This window comes from Bacillus rugosus (assembly GCF_023238245.1).
Classification (GTDB): Bacteria; Bacillota; Bacilli; order Bacillales; family Bacillaceae; genus Bacillus; species Bacillus rugosus.
On record NZ_CP096590.1, the window covers coordinates 3111639 to 3128809 of the forward strand.

General features: G+C 44.5%; 15 protein-coding genes. 13 read left to right on the forward strand and 2 right to left on the reverse strand.

The window, feature by feature from the left end:
• Positions 1-17: 17 nt before the first annotated feature.
• Together M0696_RS15860 and M0696_RS15865 are read left to right on the forward strand one after the other, a co-directional pair.
• A complete protein-coding gene (locus tag M0696_RS15860) occupies positions 18-1892 on the forward strand; it encodes a transglycosylase domain-containing protein (protein ID WP_166848944.1) in 1875 nt (624 codons plus the stop codon).
• Positions 1893-1912: 20 nt separating this feature from the next.
• Positions 1913-2326 (forward strand): thiol-disulfide oxidoreductase DCC family protein, encoded by a 414-nt coding sequence (locus M0696_RS15865; RefSeq protein ID WP_166848941.1) that lies wholly within the window; start codon positions 1913-1915, stop codon positions 2324-2326.
• A 17-nt stretch (positions 2327-2343) separates the two neighbouring features.
• Here the strand turns inward: M0696_RS15865 and M0696_RS15870 are convergent, their stop codons facing one another.
• Positions 2344-2901, reverse strand: coding sequence for a YufK family protein (locus M0696_RS15870; protein WP_003220744.1), 558 nt, complete (start codon positions 2899-2901; stop codon positions 2344-2346).
• 177 nt (positions 2902-3078) lie between these two features.
• On the opposite strand from M0696_RS15870, the gene maeL reads away from it, so the two are divergent.
• The 7 genes from maeL to maeN all read left to right on the forward strand — a co-directional run bounded on the left by maeL (position 3079) and on the right by maeN (position 12040).
• Positions 3079-4680 (forward strand): two-component system sensor histidine kinase MaeL, encoded by a 1602-nt coding sequence (gene maeL / locus M0696_RS15875; protein WP_166848938.1) that lies wholly within the window; start codon positions 3079-3081, stop codon positions 4678-4680.
• A complete protein-coding gene (maeM, locus tag M0696_RS15880) occupies positions 4673-5380 on the forward strand; it encodes a two-component system response regulator MaeM (RefSeq protein ID WP_166848917.1) in 708 nt (235 codons plus the stop codon). Before maeL ends, maeM begins: the two co-directional genes overlap by 8 nt.
• Positions 5381-5854: 474 nt before the next feature.
• Complete coding sequence (gene nupN / locus M0696_RS15885) at positions 5855-6934, forward strand: guanosine ABC transporter substrate-binding protein NupN (protein ID WP_166848914.1); 1080 nt, start codon at positions 5855-5857, stop codon at positions 6932-6934.
• Positions 6935-7008: 74 nt separating this feature from the next.
• Entirely contained in the window at positions 7009-8541 is a 1533-nt protein-coding gene (locus M0696_RS15890; protein ID WP_248602143.1) for an ABC transporter ATP-binding protein, read from the forward strand.
• Complete coding sequence (nupP, locus tag M0696_RS15895; RefSeq protein ID WP_222141944.1) at positions 8534-9580, forward strand: guanosine ABC transporter permease NupP; 1047 nt, start codon at positions 8534-8536, stop codon at positions 9578-9580. Before M0696_RS15890 ends, nupP begins: the two co-directional genes overlap by 8 nt.
• Complete coding sequence (gene nupQ, locus M0696_RS15900; protein ID WP_248602144.1) at positions 9581-10540, forward strand: guanosine ABC transporter permease NupQ; 960 nt, start codon at positions 9581-9583, stop codon at positions 10538-10540.
• Positions 10541-10693: 153 nt separating this feature from the next.
• The gene (gene maeN, locus M0696_RS15905; protein WP_248602145.1) at positions 10694-12040 is read left to right on the forward strand and encodes a sodium/malate symporter MaeN; all 1347 of its coding nucleotides are present in this window, start codon (positions 10694-10696) and stop codon (positions 12038-12040) included.
• A gap of 37 nt (positions 12041-12077) precedes the next feature.
• Here the strand turns inward: maeN and M0696_RS15910 are convergent, their stop codons facing one another.
• Entirely contained in the window at positions 12078-12293 is a 216-nt protein-coding gene (locus tag M0696_RS15910) for a hypothetical protein (RefSeq protein WP_166848899.1), read from the reverse strand.
• A 230-nt stretch (positions 12294-12523) separates the two neighbouring features.
• Here M0696_RS15910 and M0696_RS15915 point away from each other — a divergent pair, with 230 nt between their 5' ends.
• Genes M0696_RS15915 through M0696_RS15930 form a run of 4 tightly spaced genes read left to right on the forward strand, consistent with a single transcriptional unit; the run spans position 12524 to position 17168 of the window.
• Positions 12524-14929 (forward strand): Na+/H+ antiporter subunit A, encoded by a 2406-nt coding sequence (locus tag M0696_RS15915; protein WP_248602146.1) that lies wholly within the window; start codon positions 12524-12526, stop codon positions 14927-14929.
• Positions 14922-15353, forward strand: a complete 432-nt coding sequence (locus M0696_RS15920; protein WP_166848893.1) for a Na(+)/H(+) antiporter subunit B — start codon at positions 14922-14924, stop codon at positions 15351-15353. Before M0696_RS15915 ends, M0696_RS15920 begins: the two co-directional genes overlap by 8 nt.
• Positions 15353-15694: a Na(+)/H(+) antiporter subunit C gene (locus M0696_RS15925; protein WP_003220730.1), complete on the forward strand. Its 342-nt coding sequence runs from the start codon at positions 15353-15355 to the stop codon at positions 15692-15694. The genes M0696_RS15920 and M0696_RS15925 overlap by 1 nt, the downstream gene beginning before the upstream one ends.
• Positions 15687-17168, forward strand: a complete 1482-nt coding sequence (locus tag M0696_RS15930; protein WP_248602147.1) for a Na+/H+ antiporter subunit D — start codon at positions 15687-15689, stop codon at positions 17166-17168. The genes M0696_RS15925 and M0696_RS15930 overlap by 8 nt, the downstream gene beginning before the upstream one ends.
• The last annotated feature ends 3 nt before the right edge of the window (positions 17169-17171 follow it).

Below are 17171 nucleotides of genomic sequence, written 5' to 3' on the forward strand. Positions count from 1 at the left end.
ATTTAGGAGAAAAGAGAGTGACCATGTTACGAAAAATAATCGGATGGATTTTGCTCCTTTGCATAATCCCATTGTTTGCATTTACAGTTATCGCTTCCGGAAAAGAAGTAAAACAAATGAAGTCCCTGGATCAGGTGCTTGATAAAAATATTAATCTGAAAGATATCAGCCTTGTTCAGAACAGCTACATGTATGACAGGGACGGCTCCCTTGTCTCGGAAATCGTCAGCGATCACGAAAACCGTGTTCTCGTTCCATTTGACAAGATTCCCGAGGAAGTCAAACAGATTTTCTTAACGTCTGAGGACCGGCATTTTTACGAGCATAAAGGCTTTGACTTTATGGGAATGGTGCGGGCTACCGCTTCTAACGTAAAAGACAAGAAAATTGACCAGGGCGCCAGCACCATCACACAGCAGCTTTCAAGAAACCTGTATTTAAGCCACGAGCGCTCCTTCAGCCGCAAGCTGACAGAGCTCGCGTATTCTTATCAGCTAGAGAAAAAGTATACGAAAAATGAAATTCTTGAAGCTTACTTAAATACGATTTATTTTAACAATGGCGTTTACGGTGTCGGTTCAGCGGCTGAATTCTATTTCAGCAAACCGCTGAAATCTCTCACAGTGGGAGAAATGGCTTTTATCTGTGCTATACCTAATAACCCTACATTATATGATCCTCTCAAGCATTTTGACTACACGAAAAGCCGTCAAGAACGTTTGCTTAAAGGGTTAAAAGATGCCGGGGTCATTACGGATAAAGAGCTGAAAAAAGCCGTCAAACAAAAAATCAAGCTTGATGTTGAAAAAAGAGAAGACAAATATCCGGACTACGTTTCCTACGTCAATGATGAGTTCACTCAACTGGTGTCTGAATCAGAAGGCTATGATAAACGTCTTCAAAAAGCGTCAGGAAAACAAAAAGAAAAGATCGAAAATGAGCTGTCCGCTAGAGTCAGCACTCTGATGAAAGACGGCGTGAAAATTTATACTGCACTTAATCCGTACATGCAGAATCAGGTTGTGGCACAAATGAATGCCAAGCTCCCGTATGCGGATGTACAGGGCGGAGCGGCTGTGATCAATCACCAGACGCATCAAATCGTCGCTCTATCCGGTGGGAAAAACTATCAAAAATATGACTTTAACCGAGCCTACCAGGCATACAGACAGCCGGGTTCATCCATTAAGCCGCTTCTTGATTACGGCCCTTATATTGAACAGACCGGCGCGACAGCAAGCAGCACTATTGATGCCAGCAAGTTTTGCAGCAGAGACTACTGTCCGCAAAACTACAACAACCGCACGTACGGCACAGTGACGCTCGACACGGCATTTAAAAATTCATATAATACACCGGCCATCAGAATGCTGGACCGTGTCGGCATCCAAAAAGCATTCAGTTATATTGAGCCGTATCATTTTGCCAAACTTGTCAACAGCGACTACCTTCTCCCGGCGGCGCTTGGCGGATTTACAAACGGCATGACGCCTCTTGAGATGACAAAGGCGTATACGACATTCGGCAACAGCGGAAGCTATACGCCGAGCCATGCAATTACCAAAGTGACAGACCTTAATGGAAAAACGCTTTATAAATGGAATGATAAATCGACTCAAATATTCAGCGTCCGCACGAACATGCAGCTGAAAAAACTGATGTCTTCCGTTGTAAAAAGCGGGACAGGGAAAAAAGCATATTTTAAAGCGCCTTACATCGGCGGTAAAACAGGAACATCAAATGATTATCACGATATGTGGTTTGTCGGCCTGACAGATACGTACACAATGGGTGTCTGGGTCGGAAAAGATACACCGAGCAGCGTTGAATATCTTCACAGTATCAGCCCTCAGCTTTCCATCTGGAAAGGGACGCTGCAAGCGGCTTATTAAAGGATCGGAGGGGATCTGGCGTGGCATCAGAACAAATTCCAAATCGCGTTTTGCTGTTTGACGGCGTGTGCAATTTATGCAATGGCGCCGTGCAATTTATCATTAAACGTGATCCAGACGGATTGATTTCTTTTACATCGCTGCAGTCGGAAACAGGACAGAGCCTGCTGAAAAAAAGCGGGCTCCCGACTGATCAGTTTGACAGCTTTGTCTTTATTGAAGACGGCCAAGTGTACACAAAGTCAACTGCAGCCATTAAGGTTTTCAGGCATCTGCGGGGCCCATGGCGGCTCTTCGTCCTGTTTTTTGCAGTGCCGAAGCCTTTGAGAGATATGATCTATTCTTTCATTGCCAAAAACCGCTATAAGTGGTTTGGCAAGAAAAATGAATGTATGCTTCCCTCCCCTTCTATTAAAAAAAGATTTTTACCGTAAACGAAAAAATGGCTAGCTTACACAGGTAAGCTAGCCATTATGCTATTATAAAGCTTGATAAATATGAACAGAATACCGATAACAAAGGTAAACCAAAACAGCAGTTCCAAAAGAATGAACCCGACTAATGACATAAGAGAAAGCGTTGAATAAATCCGGTATACAATAAACACAAAGTAAGCGAGCGTGACGACCGCAAACCAGATCACAATCCAGATGACATTTTGCAAGAGCACAAAGGATAAAATCCCGCCGCCTAAATAAATCATGGAACCCATTCTGATTTTTTTCAGATTGTTCCCTTCCGGATCATTAGCAAAAAACAGCAATGATAGCTCAGTCACGGTATTCGCAATTAATTTCAGAGCTGACAGAACCATAAAATATAAAAGTGCAAAGGCAGCAAATAACGCAAGCCTGATCCCTTTCTCTGAAAAATAATCGAGCATTCCATCATACATTCCAAATGAAGACAGCATCTTCAACGCATAAAGTGAAGTTGAAATGGATAACGACGAACTAAAAAGCAGGATCGCAATCAGCGGAAAGTATCCTGTCAAATAAGTATTTTTCATATAAAAAAGTCCCTTTCTATAATCTACCTCATTTATTATGGAGGACTTAAAACACATTGACAAGATAAATTATTCCATTTTTTCTCCTTTTTACGAATTACGATCCCAAATCTTCACAAAGCAGCATTTTGAGAGTAAAGTAGTACGCAGGAATCATAAAACGTAAGGAAGTTTTATATGAAAAAAACATTAAAACTGCAAACTAGACTTACCATATTTGTTTGTATCGTTGTGTTAATCGCACTGCTCATTACATTTTTTACTGTAGGTGCCCAAACCACCACACGGATTAGAGATCAGGAAAAAGCCACTGCGCTGCAGACTGCTGAAATGGTAGCCGAAGCGCCGATCACAGCCTCTGCCTTAGAAAGCGGAAAAAACCAGAAGGAGCTGCAAAGCTACACAAAGCGGGTTCAGAAAATCACCGGCACGGAATTTGTTGTCGTCATGGATATGAACGGCATACGCAAAACCCATCCCGACCCGAACAAAATCGGAAAAAAATTCATGGGCGGTGATGAATCCGAAGTATTAAAAGGACATGTGCATATCAGCACTGCCTCTGGCACGCTCGGGAAATCGCAGAGGGCTTTCGTCCCTGTCTACGCGGAGAACGGAAAACAGGCCGGTGCAGTCGCAGTCGGCATCACCGTAAATGAAATTGATGAAGTGATCAGCCACAGCTTACGGCCGCTCTACTTTATTATTTGCGTCAGCATTTTCGTCGGTGTGATCGGAGCTGTTATCGTCGCCCGTACGGTGAAGAATATCATGTACGGACTTGAACCTTATGAAATTGCGACTCTTCTTGAAGAACGGAGCGCAATGCTGGAATCGACGAAGGAAGGAATACTCGCTGTCGATGAACACGGGAAAATCAAACTTGCCAACGCGGAAGCAAAGCGTCTATTCGTGAAAATGGGCATCAACACAAATCCCGTTGATCAGGATGTAAATGACCTCTTGCCGAAAAGCCGCTTGAAAAAGGTCATTGAGACAAAAAAACCTCTTCAAGACAGAGACGTCCGCATTAACGGGTTAGAGCTTGTGTTTAATGAAGTTCCCATCCAGCTGAAAGGACAAACCGTCGGAGCGATTGCGACATTCCGGGACAAAACCGAGGTAAAACATTTAGCCGAACAGCTTTCCGGTGTTAAAATGTATGCAAACGCATTGAGAGCACAGTCTCATGAATTTATGAACAAACTGCATGTGATATTAGGACTCGTCCAGCTGAAAGAGTATGATGATCTTGGAGATTATATTAAAGATATTGCCATTCAGCAAAAGTCAGAAACAAGCGAAATTATAAATGATGTCAAAAGCTCCGTACTGGCCGGTTTTCTGCTCGGAAAACAGAGCTTCATCCGGGAGCAGGGCGCAAATCTTGATATTGAATGCAAAGGTGTCATCCCGAACGCGGCAGACCCTTCAGTCATTCATGAACTCATTACAATCATCGGAAATCTCATCAACAATGCATTGGACGCCGTTGCGAATATGCCTAAAAAACAAATTACCATGTCCATGCGTTTTCATAACAGCATACTGGACATTGAAATTACCGATACAGGAGCAGGCATGTCTGAAGAAGATCAAGCCAAAGTATTTGAACAAGGCTATTCAACAAAGGGCAAAAACCGGGGATTCGGCCTTTATTTTACACAGCAAAGCATCGAAAATTTAAAGGGCCAAATGATCCTCACAAGCGAAGAGAATGAAGGAACGACATTCAGTCTTCGCGTCCCGTACGAACCGAAGGAGGAAAATCATGATTAATGTACTAATAGTTGAAGATGACCCCATGGTGGGTGAATTAAATAAACGATACTTAAGCCAAATAGAAGGCTTTCAGTTGAAAGGCATCGCCTCTTCCTTTCAAAGCGCTCTTCATGTTTTAGGAGAGCATCACATCGACCTCATCTTGCTCGATATTTATATGCCGGGTAAAAACGGGCTGGAACTGCTCACGGAACTGAGAGCCCAAAATGAAGCGGTTGACGTGATTGTCATCTCAGCGGCCAGCGAGCTTGACGTTATCAAGAAAACACTTCGTTACGGCGCTGTCGATTATTTAATCAAACCGTTTGAATTTGAACGTTTCCAAACTGCCCTGTCTGATTACAGACGAAAACAAAAGGTTTATTCCACCCATCGCAACATGAGCCAAAAAGAACTGGACGCCGAGCTTTTTCAAAAGAAAGAAGCAACAGAAAAAGTGCAGCTTCCTAAAGGCCTGACAAAAAGCACGCTGAAGCTGATTTGGTCCAGTATCCAGTCATTTGAAAATGAATCTTTTACGACAGAAGACTTGGCAAACCACACAGAGATCTCTCAAGTATCCATACGAAAATACTTGAAGTTTCTTGAAGATATACAGGTTCTGAATGTAGAAATGGCATACGGCACAATCGGAAGACCTGTGTTTCAGTACAACGTGAATACAGGAAACCTTAACGGAATTAAACAATATCTATAAAAAAAACGCACTGTTCACTCCGAGCAGTGCGTTTTTTTCTGTCATATCTCTTGCCAAGCTGCTTGATTCTATTGATGATAAGTTATACAAGGATAATAAAGGGCTTTTTCACACGTTTGAACAAACAATTCTAAAAATAGATATTTTTTAAAAAATATGTGAAATTCTATTTATTTCTTGTGAGTAAAATGATAAATTATGATTGGTTAGTTGATCCCGAAACTAAGTCATAAGTCTCACTTCAGAAAAAGATGTCACGGTTTCCGCCCGGAACCTTCCGCATCCTTCCCTTCCCCTCCTTTCGAAGGAAACACTCACACACACCATGCTTATTCAGGGAAGACCAGAACTGTCTCAGCGCTTTCTATTTGTTATTATCAGAAAATTTTATCGATTCTAAGAAATTGTTCAGGACAGCCCATCACATGACTGGCCGGATCAGCTTTGAACCAAATTTTTCTGGGGGGTTATATCTTGAATAAACGAAAAATCGGATTGGCGATGTCACTTGTGATCGCAGCAAGCACCATATTAGGAGCATGCGGAAACAGCGAAAAAAGCAGCGGCTCCGGCGAAGAAAAAAATAAATTCAGTGTGGCGATGGTTACTGACGTAGGCGGAGTGGATGACAAATCCTTTAACCAATCAGCCTGGGAAGGCATTCAAGCCTTCGGGAAAGAGAACGGGCTTGAAAAAGGCAAAAACGGTTACGACTACCTTCAATCAAAATCAGATGCAGACTATACAACAAACTTAAATAAATTAGCACGTGAGAATTTCGACTTGATTTACGGGGTCGGCTACTTAATGGAGGACTCAATCAGCGAAATTGCTGATCAGCGAAAGAATACAAACTTTGCAATTATAGATGCTGTTGTTGATAAAGACAACGTTGCAAGTATTACGTTTAAAGAGCAGGAAGGCTCATTTCTCGTTGGAGTGGCCGCAGCTCTATCAAGCAAATCAGGAAAAATCGGATTTGTAGGCGGCATGGAATCAGAATTAATCAAAAAATTCGAGGTCGGCTTCCGTGCCGGCGTGCAGGCTGTAAACCCTAAAGCCGTTGTCGAAGTGAAATACGCAGGCGGTTTTGATAAAGCCGACGTCGGTAAAGCCACCGCCGAAAGCATGTATAAATCCGGGGTAGATGTTATTTATCATTCAGCAGGAGCCACTGGCACAGGTGTCTTTACTGAAGCGAAGAACCTAAAAAAAGAAAATCCGAAACGTGATGTCTGGGTGATCGGTGTTGATAAAGACCAATACGCGGAAGGCCAGGTAGAAGGAACAGATGATAACGTCACCCTCACTTCCATGGTCAAAAAAGTAGATACAGCGGTTGAAGATTTAACGAAAAAAGCAAGCGAAGGAAAGTTCCCAGGCGGCGAAACGCTCACCTACGGCCTTGACAAAGACGGGGTCGGCATTTCCTCATCTCAACAAAATCTATCGGATGATGTGATCAAAGCGGTTGATAAATGGAAGAAAAAAATCATCGATGGATTGGAAGTGCCAGCAACTGAGAAAGAGCTGAAAACCTTCAAAGCTGAATAAGAAGCGCAGGGATAAGGAGGTCGAGCCCTTATCCCTTGTTTTTCTTTTATTTTGATTAAAGGAGCGGTCGATCAGTGGAATATGTCATTGAAATGCTCAATATTCGCAAGGAGTTTCCTGGTATCGTCGCCAATGACAATATCAACCTTCAGGTCAAAAAAGGCGAAATACACGCGTTGCTCGGTGAAAACGGAGCGGGGAAATCAACGCTAATGAATGTCCTTTTCGGGCTGTATCAGCCGGAGCGGGGCGAAATTCGGGTGCGCGGCGAGAAGGTCCTCATCAACAGCCCGAACAAAGCGAATGACCTTGGAATCGGAATGGTGCACCAGCACTTTATGCTTGTTGACACCTTTACAGTTGCAGAAAACATTATTCTCGGGAAAGAGCCAAAAAAGTTTGGCAAAATTGATCGGAAGCGTGCTGTCCAAGAGGTGCAGGACATATCCGACCAATACGGCCTTCAGATTGATCCCGGAGCAAAAGTCGCTGACATATCAGTCGGCATGCAGCAGCGCACAGAAATATTAAAAACCCTCTACCGCGGTGCCGATATTCTGATTTTTGATGAACCGACGGCTGTATTGACCCCTCATGAAATCAAAGAACTGATGCAAATCATGACTAACCTGGTCAATGAAGGGAAATCAATCATCTTAATCACCCATAAATTAAAAGAGATTATGGAGGTTTGTGACCGCGTTACCATTATCCGCAAAGGAAAAGGCATCAATACACTTGATGTCCGGGATACAAACAAAGACGAGCTCGCCAGTCTTATGGTCGGACGCGAAGTATCGTTCAAAACCGAAAAGAAGGCAGCTCAGCCAGGGGCGGAAGTGCTTGTGATTGACGGAGTGACTGTAAAGGATGGCCGCGGAGTAGAATCAGTCAGGAATTTGTCGCTTTCTGTCAAAGCAGGAGAAATTGTCGGTATTGCTGGCGTTGACGGAAATGGGCAATCTGAGCTGATTGAAGCAATAACAGGACTCCGCAAAACAGATTCAGGAACAATCACCTTAAACGGAAAACAGCTCCAAAACCTAGCGCCAAGAAAAGTCACCGAATCCGGAATCGGTCATATTCCCCAGGATCGCCATAAACACGGTCTCGTCCTTGATTTTCCGATCGGAGAAAATATCGTGCTGCAAAGCTACTACAAAAAGCCGTATTCAGCATTTGGCGTTTTACATAAAAGCGAAATGTACAAAAAAGCCCGCAGCCTGATCAGCGAGTATGACGTCAGAACGCCGGATGAATATACACACGCCCGGGCATTGTCAGGCGGAAACCAGCAAAAAGCGATTATCGGGCGGGAAATAGACCGGAATCCTGGTTTATTAATAGCCGCCCAGCCGACTCGCGGCCTTGATGTCGGAGCAATTGAATTTGTCCATAAAAAACTCATTGAGCAGCGCGATGCCGGAAAAGCCGTTCTTCTCCTCTCGTTTGAGCTTGAAGAAATTATGAATCTCAGTGACAGAATCGCTGTTATTTTTGAAGGTCACATGATCGCCAGCGTCGATCCGCAGGACACCACTGAGCAGGAGCTCGGGCTCTTGATGGCAGGAAGCACACGGAAGGAGGCGGGGAAAGCAAATGGTTAAACGACTCTCTCATTTATTCGTGCCGCTCATTGCAATCATCCTTGGTCTTGTGGCCGGTGCACTGATTATGCTTGCGAGCGGATACAGTGTGATCAGCGGATATTCGGCTTTGTGGAATGGGATATTCGGAGAAATCTATTATGTCGGTGAAACCATCCGCCAAATTACGCCTTATATTTTATCCGGGTTGGCTGTCGCCTTTGCATTCCGAACCGGACTCTTTAATATCGGCGTCGAGGGCCAGCTGCTCGTCGGCTGGACAGCAGCGGTTTGGGTCGGGACGGCCTTTGATGGACCGGCATATATCCACATGCCGCTCGCATTGATTACAGCGGCAGCAGCAGGAGGATTATGGGGTTTTATTCCCGGTATTTTGAAAGCGCGCTTTTACGTTCATGAAGTCATTGTCACCATTATGATGAATTATATCGCGCTGCATATGACCAATTACATCATTTCAAACGTCTTGACAGATCGTCAGGATAAGACGGAGAAAATTCATGAATCCGCCTCCCTCCGCTCGCCGTTTCTTGAACAGATAACCGATTATTCACGGCTGCATTGGGGGATCGTCGTTGCTCTTCTCGCAGCAGTTATCATGTGGTTTATCATCAACAAAACAACAAAGGGATTTGAGCTTCGGGCGGTCGGATTTAACCAGCACGCTTCCCAGTATGCCGGTATGAGCGTGCGCAAGAATATCATGACCTCCATGCTCATCTCAGGTGCTTTTGCAGGTCTTGCCGGAGCCATGGAGGGGCTTGGGACTTTCGAATACGCAGCCGTGAAGGGCGCATTTACCGGCGTAGGCTTTGACGGTATCGCTGTCGCTCTTCTCGGGGGAAACACAGCTGTCGGTGTTGTGCTGGCTGCATGCCTGCTTGGCGGCCTGAAAATCGGCGCTTTAAATATGCCGATTGAATCAGGTGTACCGTCAGAGGTCGTTGATATTGTGATTGCCATTATCATTCTGTTTGTGGCTTCAAGCTACGCGATTCGTTTTGTCATGGGCAAATTGAAGAAAAAGGGGGCGAACTAAGTGGACATTGTGCAGATTTTATCCATCATTGTCCCAGCTACACTCGTCTATGCGGCCCCGCTTATTTTAACTGCTCTCGGCGGCGTGTTTTCTGAGAGATCAGGTGTTGTGAATATCGGCCTTGAAGGTCTCATGATTATCGGGGCATTCACCAGCGTGTTATTTAATTTATTTTTAGGTCCCGAATTGGGTGCCGCTGCGCCTTGGCTTTCACTCCTTGCCGCCATGGCAGCAGGCTCGCTGTTCTCACTGATTCACGCCGCAGCAGCGATTTCGTTTCGCGCCGATCAGACAGTCAGCGGTGTCGCCATTAACATGCTGGCGCTTGGGGCAACTTTATTTATCGTAAAACTGATCTACGGCAAAGCGCAGACAGACAAAATCCCTGTGCCTTTTTATAAAACGAAGATTCCCGGCTTAGGCGACATTCCTGTATTGGGAAAGATCTTTTTTTCGGATGTCTATTATACGTCTATTCTTGCAATTGCACTGGCCATTATTTCTTGGTTTGTCTTGTTCAAAACACCGTTCGGCCTTCGTATCCGTTCTGTCGGAGAGCATCCGATGGCGGCCGATACGATGGGAATCAACGTATATAAAATGCGCTACATCGGCGTGATGATCAGCGGATTGTTCGGCGGTCTCGGCGGCGGCGTATATGCCTCCACGATTGCGCTTGATTTCACGCACTCTACCATCTCCGGGCAAGGCTTTATCGCACTGGCAGCCCTTGTATTCGGAAAATGGCATCCGATTGGAGCACTCGGGGCCGCCCTGTTTTTCGGATTCGCCCAAAGCTTGAGCATCATCGGCTCGCTGCTCCCTCTTTTTAAAGACATACCGAATGTGTATATGCTGATGGCGCCTTATGTATTAACGATTCTCGCTTTAACCGGCTTTATTGGGCGTGCAGATGCCCCAAAAGCCAATGGCGTGCCTTATATTAAAGGAAAAAGATAAAACCTTCTCCCTGGGAAGACGCTTCTCAGGGATTTTTTTCTAATCCAAACGTCCCCCTTAATTTAATTGTTTATCAGTTTTTTAACTTAAAAAAATATGAAGTGTTAACGCTTTCTTGTAGACTGTAACAAACAATACATGGGGGTGTATGACATGGGAGCAATTCCAAAAACGGGGACAATTTCACCTGAGCAAAAAGACCCACAGGAGAAAAACCTGTTTCAAAAAATCTGGACCTGGGAAATCGGTGTGATTCCTCTGCCATTATACACAGTGTTAGCTGTTATTATTATTCTTGCAGCCTATTACAATGAGCTGCCCGCAAACATGCTTGGCGGGTTTGCCATCATCATGATTCTGGGTGTGTTTCTTGGAGACATCGGCCAGCGCATTCCGATATTGAAGGATATTGGCGGCCCTGCTATTTTATCTTTGTTTGTTCCTTCATTTTTAGTCTTTTACAATGTGCTGAATTCAACATCTTTAGACGCTGTAACCAACTTGATGAAAACATCTAACTTCCTTTATTTCTATATCGCTTGTCTAGTTGTAGGAAGTATCCTCGGAATGAACAGAACTGTTTTAATACAAGGGTTTATCAGAATGTTCGTTCCATTGGTTGCTGGAACAATTGCGGCAGTTGCGGCCGGCATCCTTGTCGGATTTATTTTTGGCTACAGTGCCTATGATTCCTTTTTCTTTGTTGTTGTTCCGATTATTGCCGGGGGAATAGGTGAAGGAATTTTGCCGCTCTCAATCGCGTATTCACAAATACTGGGTTCATCCGCTGATGTGTTTGTATCTCAGCTGGTCCCTGCGGCTATTATCGGAAACGTTTTTGCTATCATCTGTGCTGCCTTAATGAAAAAGCTTGGCGATAAGCGTCCAGATCTAAATGGAAACGGTCGCCTCGTAAAATCTAAAAAAGCAAACGAGATTTTCAACCAAAAAGAAGCCGAAGCAAAAATTGATTTTAAACTGATGGGAGCCGGTGTTCTGCTCGCGTGTACATACTTTATTTTCGGCGGGTTATTGGAGAAATTCATCTTCATCCCGGGTGCGATCTTAATGATTATTTCAGCGGCGGCTGTCAAATATGCGAATATTCTTCCGAAAAAAATGGAGGATGGCGCTTACCAGCTCTATAAGTTTATTTCTTCAAGCTTTACATGGCCGCTGATGGTCGGTCTCGGCATCCTCTTTATTCCGTTGGATGATGTGGCGTCTGTGATTTCTATTCCGTTTGTGATCATTTGTATTTCAGTAGTTATCGCAATGATTGCTTCTGGATATTTTGTAGGCAAACTGATGAACATGTACCCGGTTGAATCTGCAATCGTTACCTGCTGCCACAGCGGTCTCGGCGGAACTGGTGATGTTGCAATTTTATCTGCGTCAGGAAGAATGGGCCTTATGCCGTTCGCCCAAATTTCCACCCGCCTCGGCGGTGCAGGTACCGTCATTTGCGCGACAGTTCTGCTTCGTTTTTTCACTTCATAATCAGAAAAAGAGTTCCGTTATATGCGGAACTCTTTTTTTATCTGTTCACAATCCGGATATACTCTCGGGGGCCAAACGGCAGATCCTTTGATTCCATTTCACTCATTCTTGCTGACAGGTGGTGCTCCAATAAATACAGCTCCCACTCCTCACTAGCCTTCCCACCGCTGCGTCCGTCATATTGATTCAACATGAATGCCCCTGCAAATACTGAGCAGAATAAACCTGAGCACATCAATACCTTTCTTTTCACATGACCAGCTCCTTACATTCAGCTTGATCAGGAATGATTTTAAATATACAAATGACATTATTTTTGTTAGACTTATTTTAAGGTCAAAAGAACCCATAAAAGCTCATTGCGCAGTTCGAAGCATGGCAGCTTGCAGAAAAGTGCGATATAATTTGGACTAGGTCGTTTGACCGTATATTTGATACATAGCGCATTTTTCAATTGAGAAAGAGAAAAAGGAGGTCTTATCTTTGCAGCTCTTACACTTTGCTATTTTATCGCCTTTCTTATTTGCTTTTATCATTCCCTTCTTGGCAAAATACGCAAAAAGAGTGCACACGGGCTGGTTTGTGTTGGTCCTGCCCGTCTTGCTGTTTATATACTTTCTCCCAATGATCAGGATGACACAATCCGGAGAAACATTGCGGTCGGTATTTGAGTGGATTCCTTCACTTGGCATTAATTTTACCGTTTATATAGACGGTCTCGGATTATTATTCGCCTTGCTGATCACAGGCATCGGCTCTTTGGTCACTCTTTACAGCATTTATTATTTATCGAAAGAAAAAGAACAGCTTGGTCCCTTTTATGTCTACTTATTGATGTTCATGGGCGCCATGCTCGGTGTCGTTCTTGTAGACAATGTCATGGTTCTCTACATGTTTTGGGAGCTCACCAGCCTTTCATCCTTTTTGCTGATCGGCTATTGGTATAAGCGTGAAAAGTCTCGCTACGGCGCCGCCAAATCACTTTTGATTACGGTCAGCGGCGGGCTGTGCATGCTCGGCGGATTTATTCTCCTATATCTGATAACGGATTCCTTCAGTATTAGAGAGATGATTCATCAGGTTCAATTAATTGCCGGCCACGACTTGTTTATCCCGGCTATGATTCTCATTTTACTAGGGGCATTTACGAAATCCGCGCAATTCCCTTTTTATATCTGGCTGCCTGATGCGATGGAAGCTCCGACACCTGTCAGCGCTTATCTCCATTCAGCTACTATGGTCAAAGCCGGCATTTATGTGATTGCGAGATTTAGTCCTATTTTCGCCTTTTCAGCTCAGTGGTTTTGGATCGTTTCCCTCGTTGGGCTCTTTACGATGGTTTGGGGTTCATTCCATGCCGTGAAACAAACTGATTTAAAATCGATTTTGGCATTTTCAACCGTCAGCCAGCTCGGAATGATCATCTCCATGCTCGGAGTCAGTGCTGCGGCCCTTCATTATGGCCATACAGAGTATTATACAGTTGCCGCTATGGCTGCCATTTTCCATTTAATCAATCACGCTACTTTTAAAGGAAGCTTGTTTATGGCAGTCGGGATTATCGATCACGAAACAGGCACACGGGATGTCCGGAAGCTCGGCGGCCTGATGGCGATTATGCCGATTACATTTACGATTTCCTTAATCGGAACATTTTCAATGGCCGGCCTTCCGCCGTTTAACGGGTTTTTGAGTAAAGAAATGTTTTTCACAAGCATGCTTCGCATCACACATTTCGATCTGTTCAACGTACAGACATGGGGCATGTTATTCCCTGTTTTCGCCTGGATCGGAAGCGTATTTACGTTTATCTACAGCATGAAATTGCTGTTTAAAACATTTAGAGGAAGTTACCAGCCTGAGCAGCTTGAAAAACAGGCTCACGAAGCACCGATTGGCATGCTCGTATCACCTGTCATACTTGTCGCTCTGGCTGTCAGCCTCTTCTTTTTCCCGAATATATTGTCGTACAGCTTGATAGAGCCTGCGATGAACTCGATCTACCCGACACTGCTGGACAGCCATGAGAAATTCCATGTTCACATTTCACAATGGCATGGGCCGACGACCGAATTGAAGATGACAGCTGGCATCGTTGTTCTCGGCACACTTGGATATATGGCAATGAATAAGTGGAAGGGAATCTATAAGCTGTTTCCTTCCAAGCTCACACTCAACCGGTTATACGACAAGCTTGTGACGCTGATGGAGAAAGGGTCTTATCGAGTCACCAAACAATATATGACCGGGTTTTTAAGAGATTATTTGCTGTATATCTTCGCTGGTTTCATCATTCTGATGGGCGGAGCTTTTGTCATCAAAGGCGGGTTTTCCTTTACAACGGAAGGCATGGCTAAAATCGGCGTATACGAAATCATTTTGACGGTTGTCATGATCAGCGCCACAGCGGCGACTGTTTTTGCCAGATCAAGACTGACGGCGATTATCTCGCTCGGTGTTGTCGGTTATACGCTCGCACTGTTTTTTGTGATTTTCAGGGCGCCGGACTTAGCATTGACTCAGCTAGTCATTGAAACCATTTCTGTGGCACTGTTCCTGCTTTGTTTCTACCACCTGCCGAAACTGAGGCTGAAAAAGAAAACGAGAACGTTCCGATTGACGAACTTTATCATTGCTTTAGGCGTCGGCATTATCGTCACCCTGCTTGGTATTGCATCTTCAAGCCAGCGGACAAAGGACAGCATTTCATCCTTCTTCTTAAAACACAGCCATGATCTCGGCGGAGGGGATAATGTCGTCAATGTCATCCTCGTTGATTTCAGGGGCTTTGATACAATGTTTGAAATTACGGTATTAACCATTGCCGCTCTCGGCATTTACAGCATGATTAAAACAAAAGTAAAAGAGGAGGGGAAAAGCGGTGAATGAACAAAAAACAAATGACTTGATTCTTCAAACCGTGACAAAACTTGTATCCTTTATCATTTTGCTTTTCTCTTTCTATTTATTTTTATCAGGGCATAACGCGCCTGGAGGAGGATTTGTCGGCGGGCTGATCACGTCCTCTTCCATCGTTCTATTACTTCTGGCATATGATTTAAAAACCGTTCGTTCCATTTTGCCGGTTAATTTCATTTATATCGCGGGAGCCGGCCTTCTGCTCGCTGTTTTGACCGGGGTTGGCTCCTTTGTCTTCGGGGCTCCTTTTTTAACCCATACATTCGGATACTTTCAGCTTCCGATCTTTGGGAAAACGGAGCTCGCCACGGCGACGATATTTGATTTAGGCGTTTATCTTGTTGTCGTAGGCATTACGATGACCATTATTCAAACGATTGGAGAGGAAGAATAATGGAAATCTTAATGGCTGTTTTAGCCGGTATTATTTTTATGGCTGCTACGTATTTGCTGCTGTCTAAAAGCCTGCTTCGCGTCATTATCGGAACAGCACTGTTAAGCCATGGCGTTCATTTAATGCTTTTGACTATGGGAGGATTAAAGAAAGGTGCCGCTCCGATTTTGAGCGAGCATGCCAAATCATTTGTCGATCCGCTTCCGCAAGCCCTGATTTTGACGGCAATTGTCATTTCGTTTGGCGTCACATCATTCATCCTCGTCATGGCCTTCCGCGCTTATCAGGAATTGAAATCGGACGATATGGATCAAATGAGGGGAAATGATCAACATGAATAATTTTGTTATTTTGCCAATCCTGATCCCGCTCCTGTCGGCCATTCTGCTGATTTTCATGACGAAGAATCTTATGCTCATGCGGATCTTCAGCACTGCGGCATCGGCAATCGGGATTGTGATCAGTGGCATACTCGTACAGACAGTCTTTACAAATGGGATCCAGACACTCAGTTTGGGCGGCTGGAAAGCGCCGTACGGCATTGTGCTGGTCGCAGACCAATTCGCCAGCCTGCTCGTTCTCACAACATCGATAATCGGTTTATTGGTTGTGCTTTATTCCTTCCGTTCAGTCGGTGAAAAACGGGAGCGTTCCTTTTATTACTCCGGCGTTCAGTTTTTGCTTGCCGGTGTCAACGGAGCGTTTTTAACAGGCGATTTATTTAATATGTACGTATTTTTTGAGCTTCTGCTCATCGCTTCCTATATGCTGATTGTATTAGGCGGCACAAAAATTCAGCTGCGGGAGTCCCTTAAATATATTGTGTTTAATATCGTATCGTCTGCCTTGTTTGTCATCGGTGTCGGCTTTTTATACGCTGTAACCGGTACGTTAAACATGGCGGACCTTAGTGTGAAAATCAGCGAATCAGGACAAACCGGGCTGATCACTGTGATTGGTGTCCTGCTGCTATTGGTATTTGGCATGAAGGGCGGAATCTTCCCCCTCTACTTTTGGCTTCCAGGGTCGTATTACGCTCCTCCGGCGGCAATCTCCGCGTTGTTCGGTGCATTGCTCACAAAAGTCGGTTTATATGCGATTACTAGGGTCTTCACATTGATTTTTATTCACGATACAGCCTTTACCCATCAGCTGATGATTTGGCTGGCGGCGCTGACTGTGATTTTCGGTGTTATCGGTTCACTCGCTTATTCGGATGTCATGAAAATTGTGATCTACAACATTATTACTGCTGTCGGCGTGATTTTGTTCGGTGTGGCAGTTCATACCCCCGCATCAATTCAGGGCGCGATTTACTACCTGATTCACGATATGCTGATTAAAGGCGCTTTATTTATGCTGGCGGGCACGCTGATCGCATTGACAGGAACAGCGAGCCTGAAAAAAATGGGCGGGCTGATCAAACGCTACCCTGTTCTTGGATGGATGTTTTTCATTTCAGCTATTTCTCTTGCTGGCATCCCGCCTCTCAGCGGATTTGTCGGCAAATTTAAGATTGCGGAAGGCGGCTTCGCAGAAGGTGAATTTACGATTTCCATGCTGATTTTGCTTTCGAGTCTGCTCGTACTTTACTCTGTGCTGAGGATCTTTATACATGCGTTTTGGGGCGAAGAAAAAGAAACACCAAAACCAAATCATAAAACAGCTAAAGGACTTCTTTATCCGGCAGCTATTTTTCTCTTACTGTCTCTTCTCTTCGGATTGGGTACAGAATGGGTGTCGCCTTACGTTGATCAAGCGGCCGAGACGTTGCTGAATCCGGAAAAATATATTGAAGCTGTTTTGAAGGAGTAGATC

Bases quoted from the DNA above. Each gene is read 5' to 3' on its own strand.
- M0696_RS15925 (WP_003220730.1), top strand. From the start codon at position 15,353: ATGGAAATCTTAATGGCTGTTTTAGCCGGTATTATTTTTATGGCTGCT.
- nupP (WP_222141944.1), top strand. From the start codon at position 8,534: ATGGTTAAACGACTCTCTCATTTATTCGTGCCGCTCATTGCAATCATC.
- maeL (WP_166848938.1), top strand. From the start codon at position 3,079: ATGAAAAAAACATTAAAACTGCAAACTAGACTTACCATATTTGTTTGT.
- M0696_RS15870 (WP_003220744.1), bottom strand. From the start codon at position 2,901: ATGAAAAATACTTATTTGACAGGATACTTTCCGCTGATTGCGATCCTG.
- maeN (WP_248602145.1), top strand. From the start codon at position 10,694: ATGGGAGCAATTCCAAAAACGGGGACAATTTCACCTGAGCAAAAAGAC.
- maeM (WP_166848917.1), top strand. From the start codon at position 4,673: ATGATTAATGTACTAATAGTTGAAGATGACCCCATGGTGGGTGAATTA.
- M0696_RS15930 (WP_248602147.1), top strand. From the start codon at position 15,687: ATGAATAATTTTGTTATTTTGCCAATCCTGATCCCGCTCCTGTCGGCC.